Origin of the sequence: Hydrogenophaga sp., assembly GCF_011390835.1 — a bacterium.
In the GTDB taxonomy this organism is placed as follows: domain Bacteria; phylum Pseudomonadota; class Gammaproteobacteria; order Burkholderiales; family Burkholderiaceae_C; genus Hydrogenophaga.
In genome coordinates this window covers 71,532-91,550 of the sequence record NZ_JAABRQ010000012.1, presented here as the reverse complement: position 1 = coordinate 91,550, position 20,019 = coordinate 71,532, and the positions used below count along the sequence as shown (strand labels likewise).

General features: G+C 66.5%; 18 protein-coding genes. 8 read left to right on the top strand and 10 right to left on the bottom strand.

The window, feature by feature from the left end; all coding sequences use genetic code 11:
* Window positions 1–72 precede the first annotated feature (72 nt).
* The 4 genes from secF to GPT34_RS09115 all read right to left on the bottom strand — a co-directional run bounded on the left by secF (window position 73) and on the right by GPT34_RS09115 (window position 7,146).
* A complete protein-coding gene (secF, locus tag GPT34_RS09130) occupies window positions 73–1,026 on the bottom strand; it encodes a protein translocase subunit SecF (protein ID WP_291011328.1) in 954 nt (317 codons plus the stop codon).
* Between the two features lie 27 nt (window positions 1,027–1,053).
* The gene (gene secD / locus GPT34_RS09125) at window positions 1,054–2,934 is read right to left on the bottom strand and encodes a protein translocase subunit SecD (protein WP_291011326.1); all 1,881 of its coding nucleotides are present in this window, start codon (window positions 2,932–2,934) and stop codon (window positions 1,054–1,056) included.
* Between the two features lie 108 nt (window positions 2,935–3,042).
* On the bottom strand, window positions 3,043–3,363 hold the full coding sequence (gene yajC, locus GPT34_RS09120; RefSeq protein WP_291011324.1) for a preprotein translocase subunit YajC: 321 nt from the start codon (window positions 3,361–3,363) through the stop codon (window positions 3,043–3,045).
* Window positions 3,364–3,561: 198 nt separating this feature from the next.
* Window positions 3,562–7,146 carry an indolepyruvate ferredoxin oxidoreductase family protein gene (locus GPT34_RS09115; RefSeq protein WP_291011322.1) on the bottom strand — a complete coding sequence of 1,195 codons (3,585 nt, stop codon included), beginning with the start codon at window positions 7,144–7,146 and terminating at the stop codon, window positions 3,562–3,564.
* Window positions 7,147–7,320: 174 nt separating this feature from the next.
* On the opposite strand from GPT34_RS09115, the gene GPT34_RS09110 reads away from it, so the two are divergent.
* From GPT34_RS09110 to GPT34_RS09080, 7 genes are all read left to right on the top strand, one after another.
* A complete protein-coding gene (locus GPT34_RS09110; RefSeq protein WP_291011320.1) occupies window positions 7,321–7,833 on the top strand; it encodes an Lrp/AsnC family transcriptional regulator in 513 nt (170 codons plus the stop codon).
* Window positions 7,834–8,033: 200 nt separating this feature from the next.
* Complete coding sequence (locus tag GPT34_RS09105; RefSeq protein ID WP_291011319.1) at window positions 8,034–8,615, top strand: hypothetical protein; 582 nt, start codon at window positions 8,034–8,036, stop codon at window positions 8,613–8,615.
* 137 nt (window positions 8,616–8,752) lie between these two features.
* Window positions 8,753–9,385 carry a hypothetical protein gene (locus GPT34_RS09100; RefSeq protein WP_291011317.1) on the top strand — a complete coding sequence of 211 codons (633 nt, stop codon included), beginning with the start codon at window positions 8,753–8,755 and terminating at the stop codon, window positions 9,383–9,385.
* Window positions 9,382–9,837 carry a hypothetical protein gene (locus GPT34_RS09095; RefSeq protein ID WP_291011315.1) on the top strand — a complete coding sequence of 152 codons (456 nt, stop codon included), beginning with the start codon at window positions 9,382–9,384 and terminating at the stop codon, window positions 9,835–9,837. The genes GPT34_RS09100 and GPT34_RS09095 overlap by 4 nt, the downstream gene beginning before the upstream one ends.
* Window positions 9,838–9,839: 2 nt before the next feature.
* A complete protein-coding gene (locus tag GPT34_RS09090; RefSeq protein WP_291011313.1) occupies window positions 9,840–10,637 on the top strand; it encodes a hypothetical protein in 798 nt (265 codons plus the stop codon).
* A complete protein-coding gene (locus GPT34_RS09085) occupies window positions 10,634–12,613 on the top strand; it encodes an SdrD B-like domain-containing protein (protein ID WP_291011311.1) in 1,980 nt (659 codons plus the stop codon). Before GPT34_RS09090 ends, GPT34_RS09085 begins: the two co-directional genes overlap by 4 nt.
* 165 nt (window positions 12,614–12,778) lie before the next feature.
* Window positions 12,779–13,255 (top strand): hypothetical protein, encoded by a 477-nt coding sequence (locus tag GPT34_RS09080; RefSeq protein WP_291011309.1) that lies wholly within the window; start codon window positions 12,779–12,781, stop codon window positions 13,253–13,255.
* Between the two features lie 21 nt (window positions 13,256–13,276).
* Here GPT34_RS09080 and GPT34_RS09075 read toward each other — a convergent pair whose 3' ends face one another.
* From GPT34_RS09075 to GPT34_RS09065, 3 genes are all read right to left on the bottom strand, one after another.
* Window positions 13,277–13,978, bottom strand: coding sequence for a hypothetical protein (locus GPT34_RS09075; RefSeq protein ID WP_291011307.1), 702 nt, complete (start codon window positions 13,976–13,978; stop codon window positions 13,277–13,279).
* A 42-nt stretch (window positions 13,979–14,020) separates the two neighbouring features.
* Complete coding sequence (locus GPT34_RS09070) at window positions 14,021–14,977, bottom strand: aldo/keto reductase (RefSeq protein WP_291011305.1); 957 nt, start codon at window positions 14,975–14,977, stop codon at window positions 14,021–14,023.
* 112 nt (window positions 14,978–15,089) lie between these two features.
* Entirely contained in the window at window positions 15,090–16,361 is a 1,272-nt protein-coding gene (locus GPT34_RS09065; RefSeq protein WP_291011303.1) for an MltA domain-containing protein, read from the bottom strand.
* Here GPT34_RS09065 and GPT34_RS09060 point away from each other — a divergent pair.
* Window positions 16,294–16,443: a hypothetical protein gene (locus tag GPT34_RS09060; RefSeq protein WP_291011301.1), complete on the top strand. Its 150-nt coding sequence runs from the start codon at window positions 16,294–16,296 to the stop codon at window positions 16,441–16,443. The two genes, GPT34_RS09065 and GPT34_RS09060, sit on opposite strands and share 68 nt — an antisense overlap.
* 12 nt (window positions 16,444–16,455) lie before the next feature.
* Here the strand turns inward: GPT34_RS09060 and GPT34_RS09055 are convergent, their stop codons facing one another.
* The 3 genes from GPT34_RS09055 to GPT34_RS09045 are packed head-to-tail and all read right to left on the bottom strand — an operon-like array spanning window position 16,456 to window position 19,986.
* A complete protein-coding gene (locus tag GPT34_RS09055) occupies window positions 16,456–17,085 on the bottom strand; it encodes a response regulator (RefSeq protein ID WP_291011300.1) in 630 nt (209 codons plus the stop codon).
* A 31-nt stretch (window positions 17,086–17,116) separates the two neighbouring features.
* On the bottom strand, window positions 17,117–19,183 hold the full coding sequence (locus tag GPT34_RS09050; protein WP_291011298.1) for a PAS domain S-box protein: 2,067 nt from the start codon (window positions 19,181–19,183) through the stop codon (window positions 17,117–17,119).
* Entirely contained in the window at window positions 19,180–19,986 is an 807-nt protein-coding gene (locus tag GPT34_RS09045; protein WP_291011296.1) for a carbon-nitrogen hydrolase family protein, read from the bottom strand. Before GPT34_RS09045 ends, GPT34_RS09050 begins: the two co-directional genes overlap by 4 nt.
* Window positions 19,987–20,019: the final 33 nt, after the last annotated feature.

The following is a 20,019-nucleotide window of genomic DNA, read 5'->3' as shown; positions in this document are numbered from 1 at the left end:
TTTTCAGTATGACACGAATGCGAAATAGTTCACGGTCTAGCCCCCAAAATCGACCGCCCGGCCGCGCAGGCACTACACGACAGCGCCCGCGTTCGGATCGTCCGGATCACCCTCTTGCTTGGGCCCGCTCTTGATCAAGTCTTCTCGTTTGATACCCAGCCACATCGCGATGGCCGCAGCGACAAACACCGAGGAATAAATGCCAAACAGGATGCCAATCGTCAGCGCCAGCGCAAAGTAATGCAAGGTTGGGCCGCCAAACAACAACATCGACAGCACCATGATCTGGGTGGAGCCGTGCGTGATGATGGTACGGCTGATGGTGGCGGTGATGGCGTTGTCGATGATCTGCACCGTCGTCTTTTTTCGGTGGCGGCGGAAACTCTCACGGATGCGATCAAAAATCACCACAGATTCATTGACCGAATAGCCCAACACCGCCAGCACCGCGGCCAGGACCGCCAGCGAAAACTCCCACTGGAAGAAGGCGAAGAAGCCCAGGATGATGACCACATCGTGCAGGTTGGCGATGATGGCTGCGACCGCGTACTTCCACTCGAAACGAAAGGCGAGGTAAATCATGATGCCCACGATCACCATGGCCAGCGCCTTCAGCCCGTTCTCGACCAGTTCGCGGCCCACCTGCGGGCCCACGAATTCCGTGCGCCTGAGCTCCACCGAAGGGTTCTGCGCCTTGAGCGCCGACAGCAGGGTCTGGCTTTGTTCACCCGAGGTGCTGCCTTCGCGCACCGGCAGGCGCAGCAGCACGTCGCGCGAGCTGCCGAAGTTCTGCACCGGCACCTCGGCATAGCCGAGCGACTCGACCACCTGCCGCACTGCGGCGAGATCGGCCGGCTGCTCGTAGGCCACCTCCATCACCGTCCCGCCGGTGAACTCGACCGACAGGTTCAGCCCTCGCGTGACAAGAAAAAACACCGCGGCGATGAAGGTGACGGTCGAGATCGCGTTGAGCAGCAGCGCGTGCCGCATAAACGGGATGTCTTTGCGGATGCGAAAAAATTCCATGGCGTGTCCTTAGGGCGAGGCGACGAATCAGTCGGCCTTGGTGGCGGGCACCGGGCCATCCGGGCGCCACACGGTGCCGATGGACACCGTCTTGAGCTTCTTCTGACGGCCGTACCAGAAATTCACCAGACCGCGCGAGAAGAACACGCTGGAGAACATGCTGGTGAGGATGCCAATGCAGTGCACCACCGCAAAACCCCGCACCGGGCCGGAGCCAAACAGCAGCAGCGCCACACCAGCGATCAGCGTGGTGACGTTGGAGTCCAGGATGGTGCCCCAGGCCTGGTCATAACCGGCGTTGATCGCCACCTGGGGCGATGAGCCGCGGCGCAGCTCTTCGCGCACGCGTTCGTTGATCAACACGTTGGAGTCGATCGCCATGCCCAGCGCCAGCGCCATGGCCGCGATGCCGGGCAGGGTCAGCGTGGCCTGCAGCATGGACAGCACGGCCACCAGCAGCACCAGGTTGAAACCCAGCGACAGGCTGGAGACCATGCCGAAAAGCATGTAATACACGCACATGAACAGCACGATCACGGCAAAGCCCCAGATCACGCTGTTGAAACCCTTGGCGATGTTTTCTGCGCCCAGGCTAGGGCCGATGGTGCGCTCTTCGATGATCTCCATCGGCGCCGCCAGCGATCCGGCGCGCAGCAGCAGCGCGGTGTCATTGGCCTCCACCGTGGTCATGGCGCCCGAGATCTGCACCCGGCCACCGCCGATTTCGGTGCGGATGACCGGCGCGGTCACCACCTCGCCACGGCCCTTCTCGAACAGGATGATGGCCATGCGCTTGCCCACATTCTCGCGTGTCACATCGCGGAAAATGCGCGCGCCTTTGGCGTCGAGCGTGAGGTGAACCGCCGCCTGCTGGGTGTCGTCGAAGCCGGCTTGGGCGTCGGTCAGATTCTCGCCGGTCAGCAGCACCTCGCGCTTGACGATCACCGCCTGGCCATTGCGCTCCAGGTAGCGCTCGGAGCCAAACGGCACCGCGCCATTGCCGCGCTCGGCGGACAGACCTTCGGAGCTTTCATCCACCAGCCGGACCTCCAGCGTGGCGGTGCGCCCCAGGATGTCCTTGGCTTTGGCCGTGTCCTGCACACCCGGTAGCTGCACCACGATACGGTCAGCTCCCTGCTGCTGAATCACCGGCTCGGCCACGCCAAGTTCGTTGATGCGGTTGCTCAGCGTGGTCATGTTCTGCTTGAGCGCCTGGTCCTGCACCAGTCGGGCCGCTTCGGGACGAAGACTGGCGATCAGGCGGTATTCGGTGCCCTCTACCGTTTCCTTGACTTCCAGGTCAGCAAACTGGTCCTGGATCAAGGCCCGCGCAGCATCGGCCGTCTGCGCGTCTCGAGCGCGGATTTCGATGGTCTGGCCACTGCGGCTGATGCCGCTGTGTCGCACGCTCCGTTCCCGCAATGCGGTGCGCAGATCACCGGTCAGCACATCGGTGCGGCGCTGCAGCGCAGCCGGCATGTCAACCTGCAGCATGAAGTGCACACCACCACGAAGGTCCAATCCCAGGTACATGGGCGAGGCACCCAGCGCGGCGAGCCAGGCCGGCGTTCGAGGCAGCAGGTTGAGCGCCACCACGTGCTCGGGGTTGGTGGCGTCAGGGTTGAGGTCACGCTCCAGCGCGTCGCGCGCCTTTATCTGGTCGTCCGTGGTCTCGAAGCGGGCCTTGACTGAATTGCCATCCAGCTGGATCAGCGACGGCTTGAGCGATGCAGCCGCCAGCGCCTGCTCCACCCGATTGACGGTGGCGCTGTCAATGCGAACCGACGAGCGAGCTGCCGACACCTGCACCGCTGGTGACTCACCAAACAGATTGGGCAAGGCGTACAGCGCACCGATCACCAGGGCGACCGAGATGATCAGGTACTTCCAGAGCGGATATCGGTTCATGGTCGGGTCGGGGGTCTGTGAGCAGAATTGTTCAGAACGCCGCGGAACCGGCTTCGCCGGGCCGCTAGCGCGACCCGTGGGGGTCGCGCGAAGCGCGGCGGGGTGGGCTTACTTGACCGTGCCCTTGGGCAGTACTTGCGTCACAGCCGAGCGCTGCATTTGCACTTCCACGCCCGACGCCAGTTCAACGCCAACGTAGGCTTCACCGATCTTGGAGATCTTGCCGAGGAAGCCGCCAGCGGTCACGACTTCGTCGCCTTTGGCCAAGGCCTCCACCATGGCCTTGTGCTCTTTTTGGCGCTTCATCTGGGGCCGGATCATCACGAAATACAGCACCACAAACATCAGCACCAGGGGCAGCAGGCCCATGATGGTGGACTGGGTGTCGCCGCCGGTGGCGGCCTGGGCGTAAGCGGAAGAAATGAACACAGGGATTCTCCAACGGGGTCGGTTGTGACGGCGCCCGGCCTAGGGACAGCGCGGAATCCGGCCGCCCGACATGTGCCGGGATCAACCGGCGATTGTAAGCCGCGCCTCTGCCCGGGTCCATGGAGGGGGTTCACACCCTCTCGTCCTGCGCGGCGCGTGGATGAACCCACCTTCACGGGCAGGGCCCAACCTGGCCGATCAGGCCGCGAGGACGTCCGCCGTGCCGCCGGCTGCCCAGCGCGCCTGCAAATCGGCCCAGCGGCTGCGCGCCGCGGCCAGGTTGCGGTCTTTCACGTGCCCAAAGCCCTTGATCTGCTCGGGCACACGGGCGATGTCCACCGCGAGCGCCAGGTTGCCGGCGTCCAGATCGGGCAGCAGGCCCTCAATCGCGCTGCGGTACTCGCCGATCAGCGCGCGCTCGGTGCGCCGCTCTTCGGTGCGGCCGAACACATCCAACGCTGTGCCACGCAGGCCTTTGAACCTGGCCAGCCAGCGAAAAGCGGTGAACATGAACGGACCGTATGTCTGCTTGATCAGCTCGCCCTTTTCGTTCTTCTTAGACAACAAGGGCGGTGCCAGGTGCACGCGCAGCTTAAAGTCACCTTCGAACTGGGCGGCAATGCGTTCGTGGAACGAGTGGTCGCTGTGCAGCCGGGCCACTTCGTACTCGTCCTTGTAGGCCATGAGCTTGAACAGGTAGCGCGCGACCGCCATGGTGAGGTCCGACCTGCCCAGCGGCGCTTCTGCCTTGCGCACCCGCTCGACAAACGCCTGGTACTCGGCCGCGTAGGCTTTGTTCTGGTAGGCGGTGAGGAACTCCACCCGCCGCGCCATCACGGTGGCCACGCTCTCGCGCGGCTTGAACTGGATCACTTGCGCGCCGCCTTCGGCCAGCAGCGTGGCGAACACCTGCGGTGCATGCGCGGCGCAGCGGCCCCATTCGAAAGCCGCCTTGTTGTTGTCCACCTGCACGTTGTTGAGCTCGATCGCGCGCATCAGCGCGGTGTAGCCCAGCGGCACCCAGCCGCGCTGCCAGGCGTAGCCCAGCATCATGGGGTTGGTGTAGATGCTGTCGCCCATGAGCCGATTGGCTGCCGCCTCTGCATCGAACACGCCCACGGCCTCACCACCCAGCTGCCCGGTCAGCGCGTCAACGCAAGCCTGCGCCGGGTTTTGCCAGTCGGCGTTGGTCACGAAGGCCGCGGTCGGCGTGGCGCTGCTGTTGAGCGCCACATGGCTGCGGCCGGTGCGCAGCCGGGCCCAGGTCTCCTTGTGGGCAGCCACAAGGGGATCACAACCAATCACCAGATCGGCGGCCGCCGCCGCCACGCGCGTGGTGCGAATGTGCTCCTGGCGCGCCGCGATCAGCACATGGCTCCAGGTGGCGCCGCCCTTTTGGGCAAGACCCGCCGCGTCCTGCGTGACGATGCCCTTGTCCTCAATGTGGGCGGCCATGCCCAGCAGCTGGCCAATGGTGATGACGCCGGTGCCACCGACCCCAGCCACGATCACACCCCAGGCTTCTTCGCCCAGCATGGGCAACTCGGGATCGGGCAAGGCGCCGCCGGTCCACTCGGCGCGGGCCTCGCCCTTTTTCTGCTTGCGCAGCTGGCCGCCGTCCACCGTGACAAAGCTGGGACAAAAGCCCTTGACGCAGGAAAAGTCCTTGTTGCAGGTGCTCTGGTTGATGGTGCGCTTGCGGCCGAACTCGGTCTCCAGTGGCTCGACCGACAGGCAGTTGCTCTGCACGCCGCAATCGCCACAGCCTTCGCACACCAGCTCGTTGATCACCACGCGCTCGGTCGGTTCGACCAGGGTGCCGCGCTTGCGGCGGCGGCGCTTTTCGGTGGCACAGGTCTGGTCGTAAATGATGACGGTGGTGCCCACGATCTCGCGGAACTCGCGCTGCACGGCGTCCAACGTGTCGCGGTGCTGGATAGCGATGCCGCTCGGGATGCCGGTCACACCGGCGTACTTCTCCGGCTCGTCGGTGACGATGACGATCCTGGCCACGCCTTCGGCGCGCATGCTTTGCGCGATCTGAACCACGCTGTGGCCTTCAGGCCGCTCGCCCACCTGCTGGCCGCCTGTCATGGCGACCGCGTCGTTGTAAAGGATCTTGTAGGTGATGTTCACACCGGCGGCGATGCTCTGGCGGATCGCCAGGATGCCACTGTGGAAGTAGGTGCCGTCACCGAGGTTGGCGAACATGTGCCGGTCGTAGCTGAACGGCTGCTGGCCCACCCAGGGCACGCCCTCACCACCCATCTGGGTGAAACCCTCAGTGGCACGGTCCATCCAGATCGTCATGAAATGACAACCGATACCGGCCATGGCGCGCGAGCCTTCGGGCACCTTGGTGCTGGTGTTGTGAGGACAACCCGAGCAAAACCAGGGCTGACGCTCGGCACCGGGCACGCCCTGCGTGAGCAGGGTCTGCATGGCCTGCTCCTGCGCCGTCAGGATCGCAAGCTGCGCGTCGATGCGCGCCTGCACGTCTTCGGGCACCCCCAGCTTGCGCAGGCGCTTGGCAATTGCGCGGGCGATGATGGCCGGACTCAGGTCGGCGTTGGCACGCAACAGCGTGTGGGCGCTCGGGTTGGGCATGCTCCATTCGCCACCGCTGAAGTCGCCTTCCACTTCGTCGAACTTGCCCAGCACGTTGGGGCGCACATCGCCGCGCCAGTTGTAGAGCTCTTCCTTGATCTGGTATTCGATGACCTGGCGCTTTTCTTCCACCACCAGAATCTCGCGCAGGCCGGTGGCAAATTCGCGCGTGGTCTGTGCTTCCAGCGGCCACACCACGTTGACCTTGTGCAGACGCAGGCCGATGCGCTGGCAGGTGGCATCGTCCAGGCCCAGATCGAGCAGCGCCTGGCGCGTGTCGTTGTAGGCCTTGCCGCTGGCGATCACACCAAAGCGGTCGTTCGGGCCGGCAATCACGTTGTGGTTGAGCCTGTTGGCACGGATGTAGGCCAGCGCGGCGTACCACTTGAAGTCGAACAGGCGCGCTTCCTGGTCCAGCGCGGCATCGGGCCACCGGATATGAACACCGCCCGGCGGCATGTCGAACTCGGGAACGACAATGTTCACCCGCTCAGGATCGATCATCGCTGTGGCGCTCGACTCCACGATTTCCTGGATGGTCTTCATGCCGGCCCAGACACCGCTGAAGCGGCTCATGGCGATGGCATGGATGCCCAGATCAAGGATGTCCTGCACCGTCGCCGGAAAAAACACCGGCAGGCCGCAGGCCTTGAAGATGTGGTCGCTCTGATGGGCTGCGGTGGAACTCTTGGCCACATGGTCGTCGCCCGCCACCGCGATCACGCCGCCCCAGGGTGTCGTACCGGCCATGTTGGCGTGTTTGAAAACATCCGAGCAGCGATCCACGCCTGGACCCTTGCCGTACCAGATGCCGAACACGCCGTCGAACCGGTTGCTGCCCGGCGGCGCAAAGCCCAGCTGCTGCGTGCCCCAGAGCGCGGTGGCCGCCAGCTCTTCGTTCACACCGGGCTGGAACACGATGTTCTGCTGCTTCAGGTAGGGCGCGGCCTTTTGCAGCGCCTGGTCGTACCCCCCCAGCGGCGAGCCGCGGTACCCGCTGATGAAGCCAGCCGTGTTTTTGCCCTGCAAGGCGTCGCGCTGGCGCTGCAGCATCGGCAGCTTGACCAGGGCCTGCACCCCGCTCATAAAGGCCCGGCCGACATCGAGCGAGTACTTGTCGTCCAGCGTCACCGTTTCGAGGGCTTTGCGGATGTGTTCGGGCAACGGCGCGTTCATGCAGGTCTCCTGACGAGTGGGGCCACCTTGTGGGCGGTTGCTGGATGCCAAAACCGGCCGGGTCGGCAGATTTCAGTGTGCCGCACAGTGTATGACCCGCCGCTTGACAGGTGTTTGCTTTTCATGCTCCTAACAGGACTCTAAAAGCACGATTCTTTCTAGAATGCGGGCATCATGGAAACATTAGACAAGTTTGACCTCGCCATCCTGAACGAATTGCAGCAGAACGGCCGCCTCACCAATGCCGAGCTGGCGAGCCGGGTCGGTCTGTCGGCCGCGCCGTGCTGGCGCCGGGTGCGCGCGCTGGAGGCCGCCGGCTTCATCCGCGGTTACCGGGCCGAGCTGGACCGGGAAAAGATCGGCCTGGGCGTGCTCGCCTTTGTGCGGCTGGATGCCGAGCGAAACAGCGGTGACATCACCCGCTCGCTGGAGGCCGCCATCCGCAACATCCCCGACATCGTGGCCTGCCACTACATCAGCGGCTCGGGCACCTTCGAGCTGCAGGTGGTCAGCCCCGACCTCAACCATTTCAGCCGGTTCGCGCGCGATGTGCTGCTCAACCTGCCCAACGTGAAGGACTTGCACACGAGCTTCTCGCTGGGCGAGGTCAAGGCGGCCAGCGCGCTGCCGCTGTCCCACTTGATGAATACCAAAGAGGTCATCACGGCAAGCCGCGGCCAAACTTGAGGACAATCGACTGCCGCCCATCACCCAAACTCGACCGCTGGCGCAAGAAAGTTGTGTAAGTATTTGAATTCGTGACGTTTTTCCGGTCTTTAAGTTGTGGCGAACCGGCACTTTCCTTAACATCAACCCATCTGATCTCGGGTGGCCTGTGCAAACCAAGGTTTACAGGTCAAGCCCACAACCCTCCGGAAGGAAACCTCATGAAAAAGCACCTGCTCCTCAAATCTGCCCTGGCCCTCGCCCTGGCCACCCCGCTGCTGGCCTCGGCCGAATCGCAACTCACCATCGGTCCCGGCTCGGCCGCCGCCCGACTCGATTTCCGCGTCATCATTCCGCGCGTGTTGTTTCTGGCCGTGGGCACAGGCGCTGCGGGCCTGGCTGACAACACCAACGTCGACACCGTGACTTTCGACTACACCACCAACCCGGCCGCCGTCGGAACCACAGCTGCAGCCGGCGCAATCACGGGCAACGTGGTGCCGGTGCGTGTGCTGGGCAACAACGGCGTGATCGCCCTGGCCAGCACCAACACCGGTGCGCTGGCCAACGCCGCCGGGGACACCATTCCCTGGAGCGAGATCACCGCCGTCTCCTCGGACACGCCCAACTTCGCGAGCCCTGCCCCTTCTGGTGCCTCGGTCAACCTGGGCCTGAGCTCGGGCACCCGCATCACCAGCCGCACCGCCGACTGGACCTTCAGCTACGCCAACACCGCGGTGGTGGCACCTGGCACCTACGGCACGACCAACGGCCGCGTGACCTACACCGCGACCATGCCCTGAGCGCCTCGCGCTTCCAGATCGCGGTCCCGATCCAGCGATCACCCCAGCCGACGGAGGGCCTGCGCGCAGCGGCCCTCCGTCGGGCTTTGGTGACCCCTCGGGTCCGCCGGCACCGCGCCTGAAGGACAATCATTCCCGTGCCTGCTCTCTCCCCTTCCCTGTGGCCCCGCCCGCTGTGCACCACACTGCTCGCACTCGCGGCTTTGCTGGGCACCGACGCGGCAAACGCGTGGTCACTCAGCATCGGTGCTGCCTCGCGCCGCGTGTTCCTGCACGTGGGCAATGGCACGGCCAATGCCAACAACGGCACCATCAACCGCGTCGAGGTCAACCTGAGTGGCGCCCAGTTGATCAGCGGCACACCGCAGGCCATGAGCACCAACAGCACACAGTCGCAAAGCCTGTTTGACGGCTTCACCACCTGCGCCAACCCGGCCTCGCAAATTCTGATCGGTGCGTCGTACCGCCGCAGCAACGCAGGCAACGGCCCGGCCAGCGCCACCCTGAGCGTGACCGCTCCAGGCAGCCTGACCACCACCGGTGGCGACAGCATTCCGTTCAGCCAGATCAGCTGGACCGTGTCCGCGCCCGGCAGCAACGCCCCCAACGTCATCCCCGCGGGCACCTTCAACGGTGGTCAGCAGACCTTGGCCACCGTGCCCGCCAACACCTACATCGAAAACTGCCACAGCTTCACCTACGCCAACAGCATCGTGCCGGCGGCGGGCACCTACAACGGCCGGGTGACCTACACCATGACCAGCCCATGAAGCGCGCCATCACCTGCGCGCTGACGGCCTTACTGGTGTGGACCGGCCACGCCGCCGCCAACCCATTCCGCCTCGACGATTCACAAAGCCACACCGTGCCGCCCACGGTGCAGATGGAGTGGCGCGCGATCGCACCGGGCCAGCCCGATACCGGCATGGAAGCCTGGGTGCGGGTGAACGTGCGCATCGCTACCCGCGAATGGGTGGGCCGCAGCGGGCGCATCTACATGGTGCTGCCGCGCGATCAGGCTTCAACCATCGAGGTCAGCTGGACCACCCAGGGCCGGCTGCTGCCGGGTCGCCTGGTGTCCGGTGATCGCGCCCTGGTGTACGCGGGCGTCATCGCCAGCGAAACACTGGAAGACCAGTTGCTGGTCCGGCTGCGCTCGGCCGCCGACTGGAACAGTCCGAGCCGGCGGCTGAACGTGCACTTCGAACTCGACACAGACTGACCATGCACCGACTGCTCACCACCGCCCTGCTCGGCCTGGCCGCGACGCTATCTTCGCTGCCGGCCGGCGCGCAAGGCTTTGCCGCCTACATCTCGCCGCCGCGCTTCGAGCTGCAGCCGGTGCCGGGTGAAACCCTGCGCCAGGTGGTGGAGATCCAGCACGTGGGGCGCGAGAAGGGCAACTACCGCGTCTACACCAACGACTGGGTGTTCAACGCAGACAACTCCGTCACCTTCAGCGACGCCCTGGCCGCCGACAGCTGCCGGCCCTGGGTGGCGATCGAACGGCGCGAGCTCACCATTGAGCCCGGCGCGCGCTACCGCTACCGCTTCGAGATCACGCCGCCCCCTGGTACGGCACCGCGCGAGTGCCGCTTCGCGCTCATGGTCGAAGGCCTGGAAACGGCCAAGGTCGAAGGCCAGCTCAATTTCCCCGTGGGCGGGCGCATCGGCGTGATCGTTTACGCCGCCATCGGCAACGCCGCTCCCCTGCTGGAGCTCACCGCCACCCGCGTGGCCACCATCAACGGACAGCCCACGGCCCTGATCGACGTGCGCAACAGCGGCAACGCCCATGGGCGAGTCGAAGGTTTTGTGAACGGCATTGACGCCAACGGCCAGCGCCTGGAGCTGGCGCCCGCCGATCTGCCTATCCTGCCAGGTGAAACACGCGCGCTCAGCCTCGCGCCAGTGGTGCAAGAAGGGCGCCCCGTGCCGACCATCCGCTTCCCGCTGCAGGTCGAGGGCGCGCTGGAGTGGGGCACCAACCGGCTACCGCTGAACACACGCTTCGCGCCATGACGGTGTGGCGAGGTCGCCGGCGCCTGGCGCTGTACCTGTGCGCCGCGCTGACACCGACCGCCGCGGTGCTGGCCCAGACCACCGCACAGCCGCCAGCCGCGCCCTACGTCGACCGAGAAATCGAGGGCCTGGCGCCCGAGACCAGCGCCATCGAGTCCGCGCCCTACGACGCCGAAGGCTTGCCGCGCTTTCTGCGGCTGGAGACGCGGCTCGGCACCCAGCCGTTTGACGACCAGCGCCGCGCCCGGCTCGGGTTTGCCGCGTTCGCCCTGGTGGAAACGCCCAACCACGGCACGCTGTCGCTGGACGGCAGCGTGAGCCCCAAGGAGGGACGCGGCAGCCTCACGCTGCGCCAGCGCGGCATGCCCTGGGATGGTGGCTGGCTGGCCAACCACGAGCTGGGCGTGATCAACACGCCGGCGCCAGACATCACCCGCCGGCCATCGCGCGTGTTCGTGCCGTCTTCGCTGGTTCAAGGCGTGGGAGCCGAGTGGAACAACGCAGGTCGCGGCCTGCAGCTGCAAGCCGCCACCGGTACGCCCGGACGCCTGGAGGGCCTGCCCACCAGCGCCTTCAAAAGCCTGAGCGGGCAACGCAGCAGCCTGGGCGGGCAATGGCAGCTGGGCGGCGACAACGCCGACAGCAATGCCGCTGAGCGCCTGGGCTGGACCGCCGCCCTGCGGGCCGAGAGCGCGCGCGATGTCTCGCTGCTCGACAACCCCCTCACCGCGGCGGACCGAGAAGACGCCGACGCCGCCCAGCTCGCCCTGCGCTACGCCGCACCCGGGCTGCGTGTGCAGGGCCAAGTGGTGCACAACGCGTCGTCCCGAGTCAACGGCGGGCGCAGCGGCTACTGGGTCGATGGCGAATGGGACGAAGGTCCACGCCGCCACGGGCTGGGCCTGTTCCGGCTGGAGCCCGAGCTGTCCTGGGCAGGCCAGCCGCTGCCCAGTGACATCAGCGGCGCCTACGCGCGCACCGCCTGGCGCACCCGGCAATGGTCGGCCGAGGCCTCGCTCGACTGGCTGAGTTCCATCTCCGGGCGCGCAGCAGATGGCAGCTACGCCACCGCCAGCGCGCGCTGGCGCCTGGCACGCAACAGCAGCCTGGGGAGCGGGTTCTCGCTGCGCCGCTTCGACGGCGAAGCCTGGGACGCCTATGGCGACTGGCGATTCGCCAGCGGCTGGGGCCCCAGCGGCTTGCGGCTGGAATTCGGTGGTGGGCAGAGCGTGGCCAGCCGGCAGCAACTCCTTTACGACCAGGACTGGACCGTGCCCCAGGGGTTTTCGCTCAACACCAGCCTGGGCCTGGGCCGACTCGGTCGCGACCCGGTGACCGGCGAAGCGCCACAAAACCTGTGGAGCGCAGCCCTCAGCCTGAGCGCGCCCATGGGCGACAGCACGCTGCTGCGCGGCACCCTCAACACCGAGCAAGGCAGCGGCAGCAGCAGTCGCTGGGGTCTGAACCTCGGGTTCAACTGGCGCATCAACACCCGCTGGAGCCTGGAAGCCAACCTCAACCGCTCCGAAGGCAAAAGCCTGGTGGCGACCTCGCTCGACCCGCTGGCGACACCCCTGCCCACGGTCAACAGCAACAGCGACCGCTCGTTCTACGCCGTGTTGCGCTACGAGCTCCAGGCCGGCAGCCGCAACACCCCGCTGGGCGGCAGTGCGCTGGACGGTGGTGGGCGCATCGAGGGCGTGGTGTATTTCGATGCCAACAAGAGCGGCACCCAGGAGGCCAGCGAGACCGGCGTACCCGGTGTCACGGTGTTCCTGGACAACCGCTATGGCGTGCGCACCGACGCCCAGGGCCGCTTCGAATTCCCGTTCGTGGCCAGCGGCCCGCGCACCGTCAGCGTGCGCAACGAAACCCTGCCCCTGCCCTGGGCGGTGGTGGACGAAGGCCAGGCCAAGGTCGACGTGCGGCTGCGCGAGACCACGCGTCTGAGCCTGCCGGTGCAGCGCGCGGATTGAAGTGGCCCCGTTCGAGCCGCATTCACAAGATGCGACTAGCGGCTCCACTGCTGCGCAGGTCGCTGCCCCAAAAAATAGGGGCAACCGCCACCAAAACGCATTTGATGAGGTCGGTGTCGATGGAAAGGGCCTCAAGTTCACGAGAAATGCACCGATTCACTGGGCATGTTCTGGCGATCACACCCTCTCAAAACCGGTCTGCTCACGCTGGCCGCGTTGCTGGCCACACCAATGGCGCTGGCCGAAAGCGGCTTTGCGCCGCCGGGGGGCAAGGCCAGTGCGGCGCTGGACTTTCGCATCATCATCCCGCCGGTCATGCGGGTGCTGGAGAACAGCTACCCGAGCGAGCTGATGCCCGATGCCGCCGGCACGCTCAGCGGCCAGCAGCGGCTGGTGGTGGTGTCCAACATGAGGCGCGGTTTTTGCGTCAGCCTGCGCACGGCCGAGCCGCAGCGTGCTGGCTGGCGCCTCGAGAAGGCAGGTGGCGCCGACGGTGTGAGTCTGGAGCCGGTGCAGGATGGCTACCGTCTGTGTGCTGCGCGGCCGGGTCGGTACACCTTGCAGCTGAGGCACGAATTCGCCGCTAGCGAGCAGCTTTCGGCCCAGCGCTGGCCGGTGCAGACGGACCTGAGCACACTCTGAGCCAGCAGTGACGGGCCTCTGTCAGCCTCGGTCTGGTGATCGACCGGTCGCGGCCAGCAGCGCCAGCGCTGCCAGCACCGCGACCACCCAAGCCTGGGCTTCCCCGAGCGTCCACAGCGTGAGGCTGGTGGCGGCGCACCACAACATCGGCGGCACCCACAGCACGCGTTGCCAGGCTCGCGTGAACCGGTGGCGACTTCCGTCCAGGAGCAGCAGCAGGGCCAGCGTGGCCAGGGCCGTCGGGTCGGGCGCCAGCGCCAACCACTCGGCTTGCACCCAGGGTCGGCCGGACAACCCGGCCAGCGCAGGGTGTCCGACCAAGGCCCAGGCGGCAAGCAACAGCCCTGCGATGTGGCGAGCGCTGTGTCCCGTCGCCCAGCGCAAGCCTGGCGCGAACGCCAGCACCATCAAGCCCAGTCCCTGCGCCACAAACAGCCACGCAAACGCCGGGGCCGCGGTGTAAATGGGTGCGAACTGCTGCCAGAAAAACGCCCAGGCCACCCCCAGCCAGCCCAATGCCAGCAAGCTGACCATCGCTCGCGCCGAGCTGATGCGGCCACGATCTGTCCCTCGAGCGCTCCGCCACGACACCACCAACGCCACGATCGCCAGCCCCAACGGCAGCGCCCAGGCCTGTCGGTTCAGCGATTCAAACAGCCGCCAGTAAATGGCCGGCGAAAACATCAGCAGGTCCGAAGGCCGGTAGCTCCACCATTCATCCATGTGCGACGCGGTCTTGATTCAGGTTTCAGCGCGGTGTCCGCATCACAGCGCCGCCACCTCGCGCGCCATGCGCGCACGCAGCGCGGCGTCCGGCATGGGGCCGGCGCCAGCGGCCAGGTTTTGCCGCACATGGGCCACCTGCGTGGTGGCCGGAATCGCGCAAGTCACGTCCGGGTGGCTCACCACAAACTTCAGCGCCGCCTGCGCCCAGTCTTCGCAGCCGAGCTCACGCGCCCAGCCCGGCAGCGGATGGCGCGCCAGCTGCTGAGGCAGCGCGCCCTGGCGAAACGGCCGGTTCACGATCACCGCGATGCCGCGGTCGCGCGCCAGCGGCAACAAGCGTTGCTCGACATCGCGGTCCAGCAGGTTGTAGGTGAGTTGCACAAAATCCAGCGGCTGGCTGCGCATGATCTGCGCCACATCGGCATGGCGCCGACCATGGCTGGTGGAAATGCCCACGTAGCGCAATCGCCCGGCCGCCTTCATCTCGAACAGGCGCGGCAGGTGCGCCTGCCAGCCCAGCAAGTTGTGCACCTGTATGAGGTCAAAGCGCTCCACGCCCCAGCGCTGGCGCGAGGTGTCCATCTGCACAGTGCCGCGCGCCAGGTCACCTTCCCACACCTTGTCGGCCGACCACACCGCCTTGGGGCGGCCGAGTGCCGCCAGCGCGTGGCCGATGGTGGCCTGCGCCGAGCCGTACATGGGGGAAGAGTCGATCATCCGGCCACCGCCAGCCAAAAAGGCCCGGATCACCTCGGTGGATACCGCCAGCCCCGCAGTGTCCTGCCCCACGTTGAACGTGATCCAGCTGCCCAGCCCCACCACCGGCACGGTTTCACCGCTGGAGGGAATAGCGCGCAGCAACGGCATGACGGGCGTGGCGGCGCCACTGCGTGACGCCAGCCAGGCTGATGCCACAGCCAGCCCAGCCATGCGGGCGAGGCTGGCACGGCGACTCAACCGCCCTGAATCATCGGACACGAAGCTTGTGAGGGTCATGACGGTCTTCGGAAAAGCAGAACACCCCTGTTCGAAAGCCATCGGCCCAGGGAGTTCCTGAGACGGCTTCCGACGGGGCTGGCGCGACGGGCCTGATCGCGCTACCCGACGTTCACCGTGGCCACAAGACCCACAGCTGCAATGGTTGTTTGAGTGCCGCCGCCGTGGTGTAGGGCTCGTCTGTCCAGCTGCCCCAGCCGGTGAACAGGTCGGCGCGTACCGCACCGACGATGGCGCCGCCCGTATCCTGCGCCATCACCAGCCGCTGGATGTCGAGCGTGGGACCTTGCGTGGCGAGCCAGACCGGCGTGCCGTAGGGAATGCTTTGCGGGTCGACGGCGATCGAGCGGCCGGGCGTGAGCGGCACACCCTGGGCGCCGCGCGGGCCAAAGCGGGCGTCAAAGTCGCTCAAGGCTTCTTCGCGGAAAAATACGGTACGCGGATTGCTCCACAACATGTCATTCAAGCGCTTGGGGTTTTGCGCGGCCCAGGTCTTGATCGCGTCCCACGAGGCTTCGCGGATGGCACGCTGATCCAGCAGCCAGCGGCCCACGCTCTGGTAGGGGTGTCCGTTGTGGGCTGCAAAGGCCACGCGCACCTGGCGCTGGCGACCGTCTGCCTCGGTGATGTTGAGTCGACCCGAGCCCTGGATCTGCAGGATGAGGGCGTCGATCGGATCGGCCACCCACGCAATCTCGCGGCCCTTGAGCGCGGCCTGGGCGCTGGCATCGGTGTCGATCTGCTGCCGGCTGAACCAGGGCTGGCCGCTGCGCAAGCTGGCCGGTGGCGCGTACAGCGGCGTGCGGTGGGTGGCGCTGGGTTGCCGTCGGGCATCCATGATGGGCTCGTAATAGCCGGTCAGCAGACCGGTGGGCGGCGTGCCATCGGGCTCGGTGACGCGATAGGGCTGGAAGCGGCGCATCACCCAGGCCTGCTGCTCTGCGTCGGTGGCGATGCTGAGCTGGCGCACTTCGGCGCACAGCGCCGCCTGGCCTGGCGCGGGGCGTTCGCAGCCGCGCACCCAGGCGTTCCACACCGCGTGCAGCCCATCGGTGCCCCAGCCGGGCAGCTCGGACCAGCGCACCGGCACCCAGCGGCTGCCCGTGCGCTGGATGGCGGGTGGCAAGGGGGCCGTGTCGGTGGGGACGGCCAACGGCGGCATATCCGCCGGGGCGGCGGGGACTTGCACCACGTCGGTGGCGCAGGCGACCAGGCTTCCTACAATCAGCGCGCTAGCGCCCATTCGCCAGAGTCGGCCGACAGCGACCGACTGCACGCCCTTTCCGAACCACCCGAACACGCTCCCCCTCCCTGTCATGACCTTGTTGTTGCTTGAAGCGCTGGGCGCCCTGCTGTTGCTGGTGTTCATTGTCTGGTGGACCATGTTTTCGGGTCGCAAAAAAGGCGAGTTGCCCGACGAGGCCGAGCAGGACAAGCGCCAGGGTGACGCGACGCGCAAGGACTGAGCGGCAATCGGCTCACGGTTGGCGCAATACGTTGGCCAGCTCCACCGCCGATTTCACACCCATCTTGTCGAAGACGCGCGAGCGGTGGACCTCCACCGTGCGCACACTGATGTTGAGCTGGTCAGCGACCAGCTTGTTGGGCAAGCCTTCGACCACCAGCGCCATCACGTCGCGCTCGCGATCGGTCAGGCTCTCCAGGCGCTGCTGCACGCTGCGCATCTGGCTGCGCTGGTCGATCGCCTGCGCCGACTGCGTGAGCGCCTGCTCGACCCGGTCGACCAGCAGGTTGTCGGAAAACGGCTTTTCGCAGAAATCGAAAGCACCGCGCTTGACCGCATCTACAGCGGTCGGCACATCGGCATGACCGCTGAGGAAAATCACTGGCATCGTGGCCTGCCAGGGCAGGGCGAGCAGTTGCTCGAAGAGCGCCAGCCCGCTCATGCCAGGCATGCGCACATCGAGCAGCACGCAGCACGGCAGTTGAGGCTCGACGCGCCAGCTCGTGACCTCGGCCAGGAAGGCGTCGGCACTCTCGTACGGCTCGCTGAGCAGGCGGCGCGTGCGCAGCAGCCAGCCCAGTGCGTCGCGAACGCTGGCGTCGTCATCCACGAGGTAGATTTTGGCGTCAGGGTGCTGCGTCATGGGGCGAATGATAGGGCGGCATGAAACCCGCTCAATGGACTGGCGGCCCAACGTCGGCCGGCAGCGTGAAGCGGAACACCGTACCGCGCGGTAGCGCGGGATCAAAGCTCAGCGCGCCGCCATGCTGCTCGACCACGGTGCGGCACAGGCTCAGGCCCAGCCCCATGCCTTCAGCCTTGGTGGTGAAAAACGGCGTGAACAGCTGGCTAGCCACGGCATCGCTCAGGCCTTCCCCATGGTCGGTCACCGAGAACTCGACCCAGGCCTTGTGCGATAGCGATCCGCCCACGCCACGCGCCGACAGGCGCGGCTGCGTCGCAGCCAGGCGCAGCACGCGCAGCCCGGACACCAGCGTGGGATGGCCCTCGGGCATGGCCTGCATGCCGTTGCGCGCCAGGTTGAGAAGCACCTGCTCGATCAGGGTGCGGTCGCACCACACGGGCGGCAGCGCGGGCGCAAAGTCGATCTGCAGCCGGATGCCCAGCTTCTTGGCTTGCAGCGACAGCAGCGGCGCGATCGCGTCCACCAGATCCAGCGGCGCCACCGCTTCTCGCGTCTGCTCGCGTCGCCGCACAAAGTCAGCCACACTCTTGATCACCCGTCCTGCGCGATCGGCCTGCTCGCCGATGCGGCGCATCGCCTGGCGCAGCTCATCGGGTGTGCCTCGGTTGTTGCCGTCTTCCAGCAGGTTCAGGGTGCCGGTGGCGTAGCTGGCGATGGCGGCAAGGGGCTGGTTGAGCTCGTGGCTGAGCAGCGAGGCCATCTCGCCCACCGTGGTGAGGCGGGCGGTGGCCTGCAGCCGGTCTTGTGACGCGCGGTTGAGGTCTTCGATTCGGCGCTGCTCGGTGATGTCGAGCATGGCGCTCATGTGACCAGTCTGCTGCCCCTGGGCGTCGATCAGCGGTGCCTCAATGATGAGCACCGGAAAGCGCGTGCCGTCGCGGCGCTGGAACACCGATTCGTAGCCCTCGCGCGGCAGGTTCTGGCCTGAGAGGCGAAGCGATCGGCGGTGCTGGTACTCATCCACTCGCTCGGGCGGCCACCAGGGGGCGGGCAGGCCAGCGCCCAGCAGCTCCTCGGCGCTGTAGCCGACCATCTGGCAGAACGCTGGGTTCACATAGGTGATGCGGCCATCCATGTCGCGCGCGCGCAGACCGGTGACCAGCGAGTTCTCCATCGCCTTGCGAAAGGCCAGCGCCTCGGCCACCTCCAGCTCGGCGCGCTGGCGCAACCGCATGTCGCGCCCCAGCAGCGCCAGCACCACCAGCAGCGCCAGCGAGAGCACGCCCACCACGGCGGTCAGCACGTTGGGAAACAGGCCCAGCGGCAGCAGCGGCGCTTCCAGCCGCAGATTCAGGGTGTGGCCAGGCAAGTCCAGCAGGGCCTGGGCGTTCAGACTGCGCACGCTCTCGGGCGCCTGGCTCAGAATGGCCAGACGGGTGCCGTCGGCCTCGTTGAAAGAAAGACCGCGCCCACGCACCAGGTCCTTGTCGGTGAACTCGGTCAAAACGCCCTGCAAACCATGGGTCGCGACCAGAAAGCCGTCGGGCAGGCCGGCACGCACCAAGGGCAGGCACATTTCCATCAGCTCCAGGCCACGGCCCTCACTCAGCGGCCAGAAATAGCTGGCAGAGAAGGCTGGGCCAGAGAGGCGCACGGCGTTATCGCAGGCCTGGCGCACCTCGGGCAGGAAGGCATCGCGTTCGATATGGCCCACCAAGCTGGCGAGGTAAGGCGTGTCGCGCTGCGCCAGCAAGCGATAGCTGTTGCTTCGCCATTCCACGCGCACGATCTCGCGGTGTTCGATCAGCAGATGGTCCGCCGGTGCAGCCCAGCGCTCGGCGGAGGGCGCCACGCTGTGCAACGCCTGCAGGGTTTGCACATTGCGCACCAGCTCGCTGCGGATGTCACTCACCAGCGAAGCGGCGTCGCGCTCCAGCGCCGCCTGATCGCGCGCCTCTTCAAACTCGCCGGCCAGAAACACCAGCACACTCAGCAACACCGACACCAGCAGCAGGAGCGCACCCCAGAGCCAGCCGCGGCGCGAGTGCAAGACCTCGGACCAGCGCCCGGCGCTGGTCGCTGCCTGTGACTTCACAGGCGCCGGTGTTGCAGCGTGGGCAGCTGTTCGCGCACGCTGGCCAGCCGCGCGACATCCAGATCGGCCAGGACCACGCCCGGGCCCACCGACTGCAGCGCCAACACCTCGCCCCAGGGGTCGATCACCATGGTGTGACCCCAGGTGCGGCGACCGTTTTCATGCACGCCGCCCTGGGCGCTGGCGATCACGAAGGCCTGGTTTTCGATCGCGCGCGCGCGCAGCAGCACCTCCCAGTGGGCTTGGCCAGTGGTGTAGGTGAAGGCCGAGGGCACGAGCAGCACGTCGGCCGCCAACAGGCGGTAGAGCTCGGCGAAGCGCAGGTCGTAGCACACACTCTGACCAATGCGCCAGGACTGACCGGAGCGGTCGTTGAGATCAAACGCAGTGGGCGTTTCGCCCGCGCGCAGCACCACCCCTTCGTCGTAGCGCTCGCGCCCGTTGTCGTAGCGAAACAGGTGAATCTTGTCGTATCGGCTCACACACTGGCCCTTGGGCGTGTAGGCCAGCGAGGCGTTGGCCACGTGGGTCGGGTCGTCGATGGCCATCGGCAGCGTGCCACCCACGATCCAGAGCTTGAGGTCGCGCGCGGCGTCGCTCAGAAAATCCTGCACCTTGCCCAGCCCGGGCGTCTCGGCGAGCACCAGCTTGTCCTCGTCCTTGTGGCCCATGAAGCAAAAATACTCGGGCAGCACCGCGAACTCGGCGCCGGCTCTTGCCGCCTGCGTCAGCAGGCGCAGGGCTTCGCTGAGGTTGGCGTCCAGGCTGATGCCCGAGACCATCTGGATGGCGGCGACTTTCATGTGAACTCCTTGGATCCGGCGTGCGACACCGGA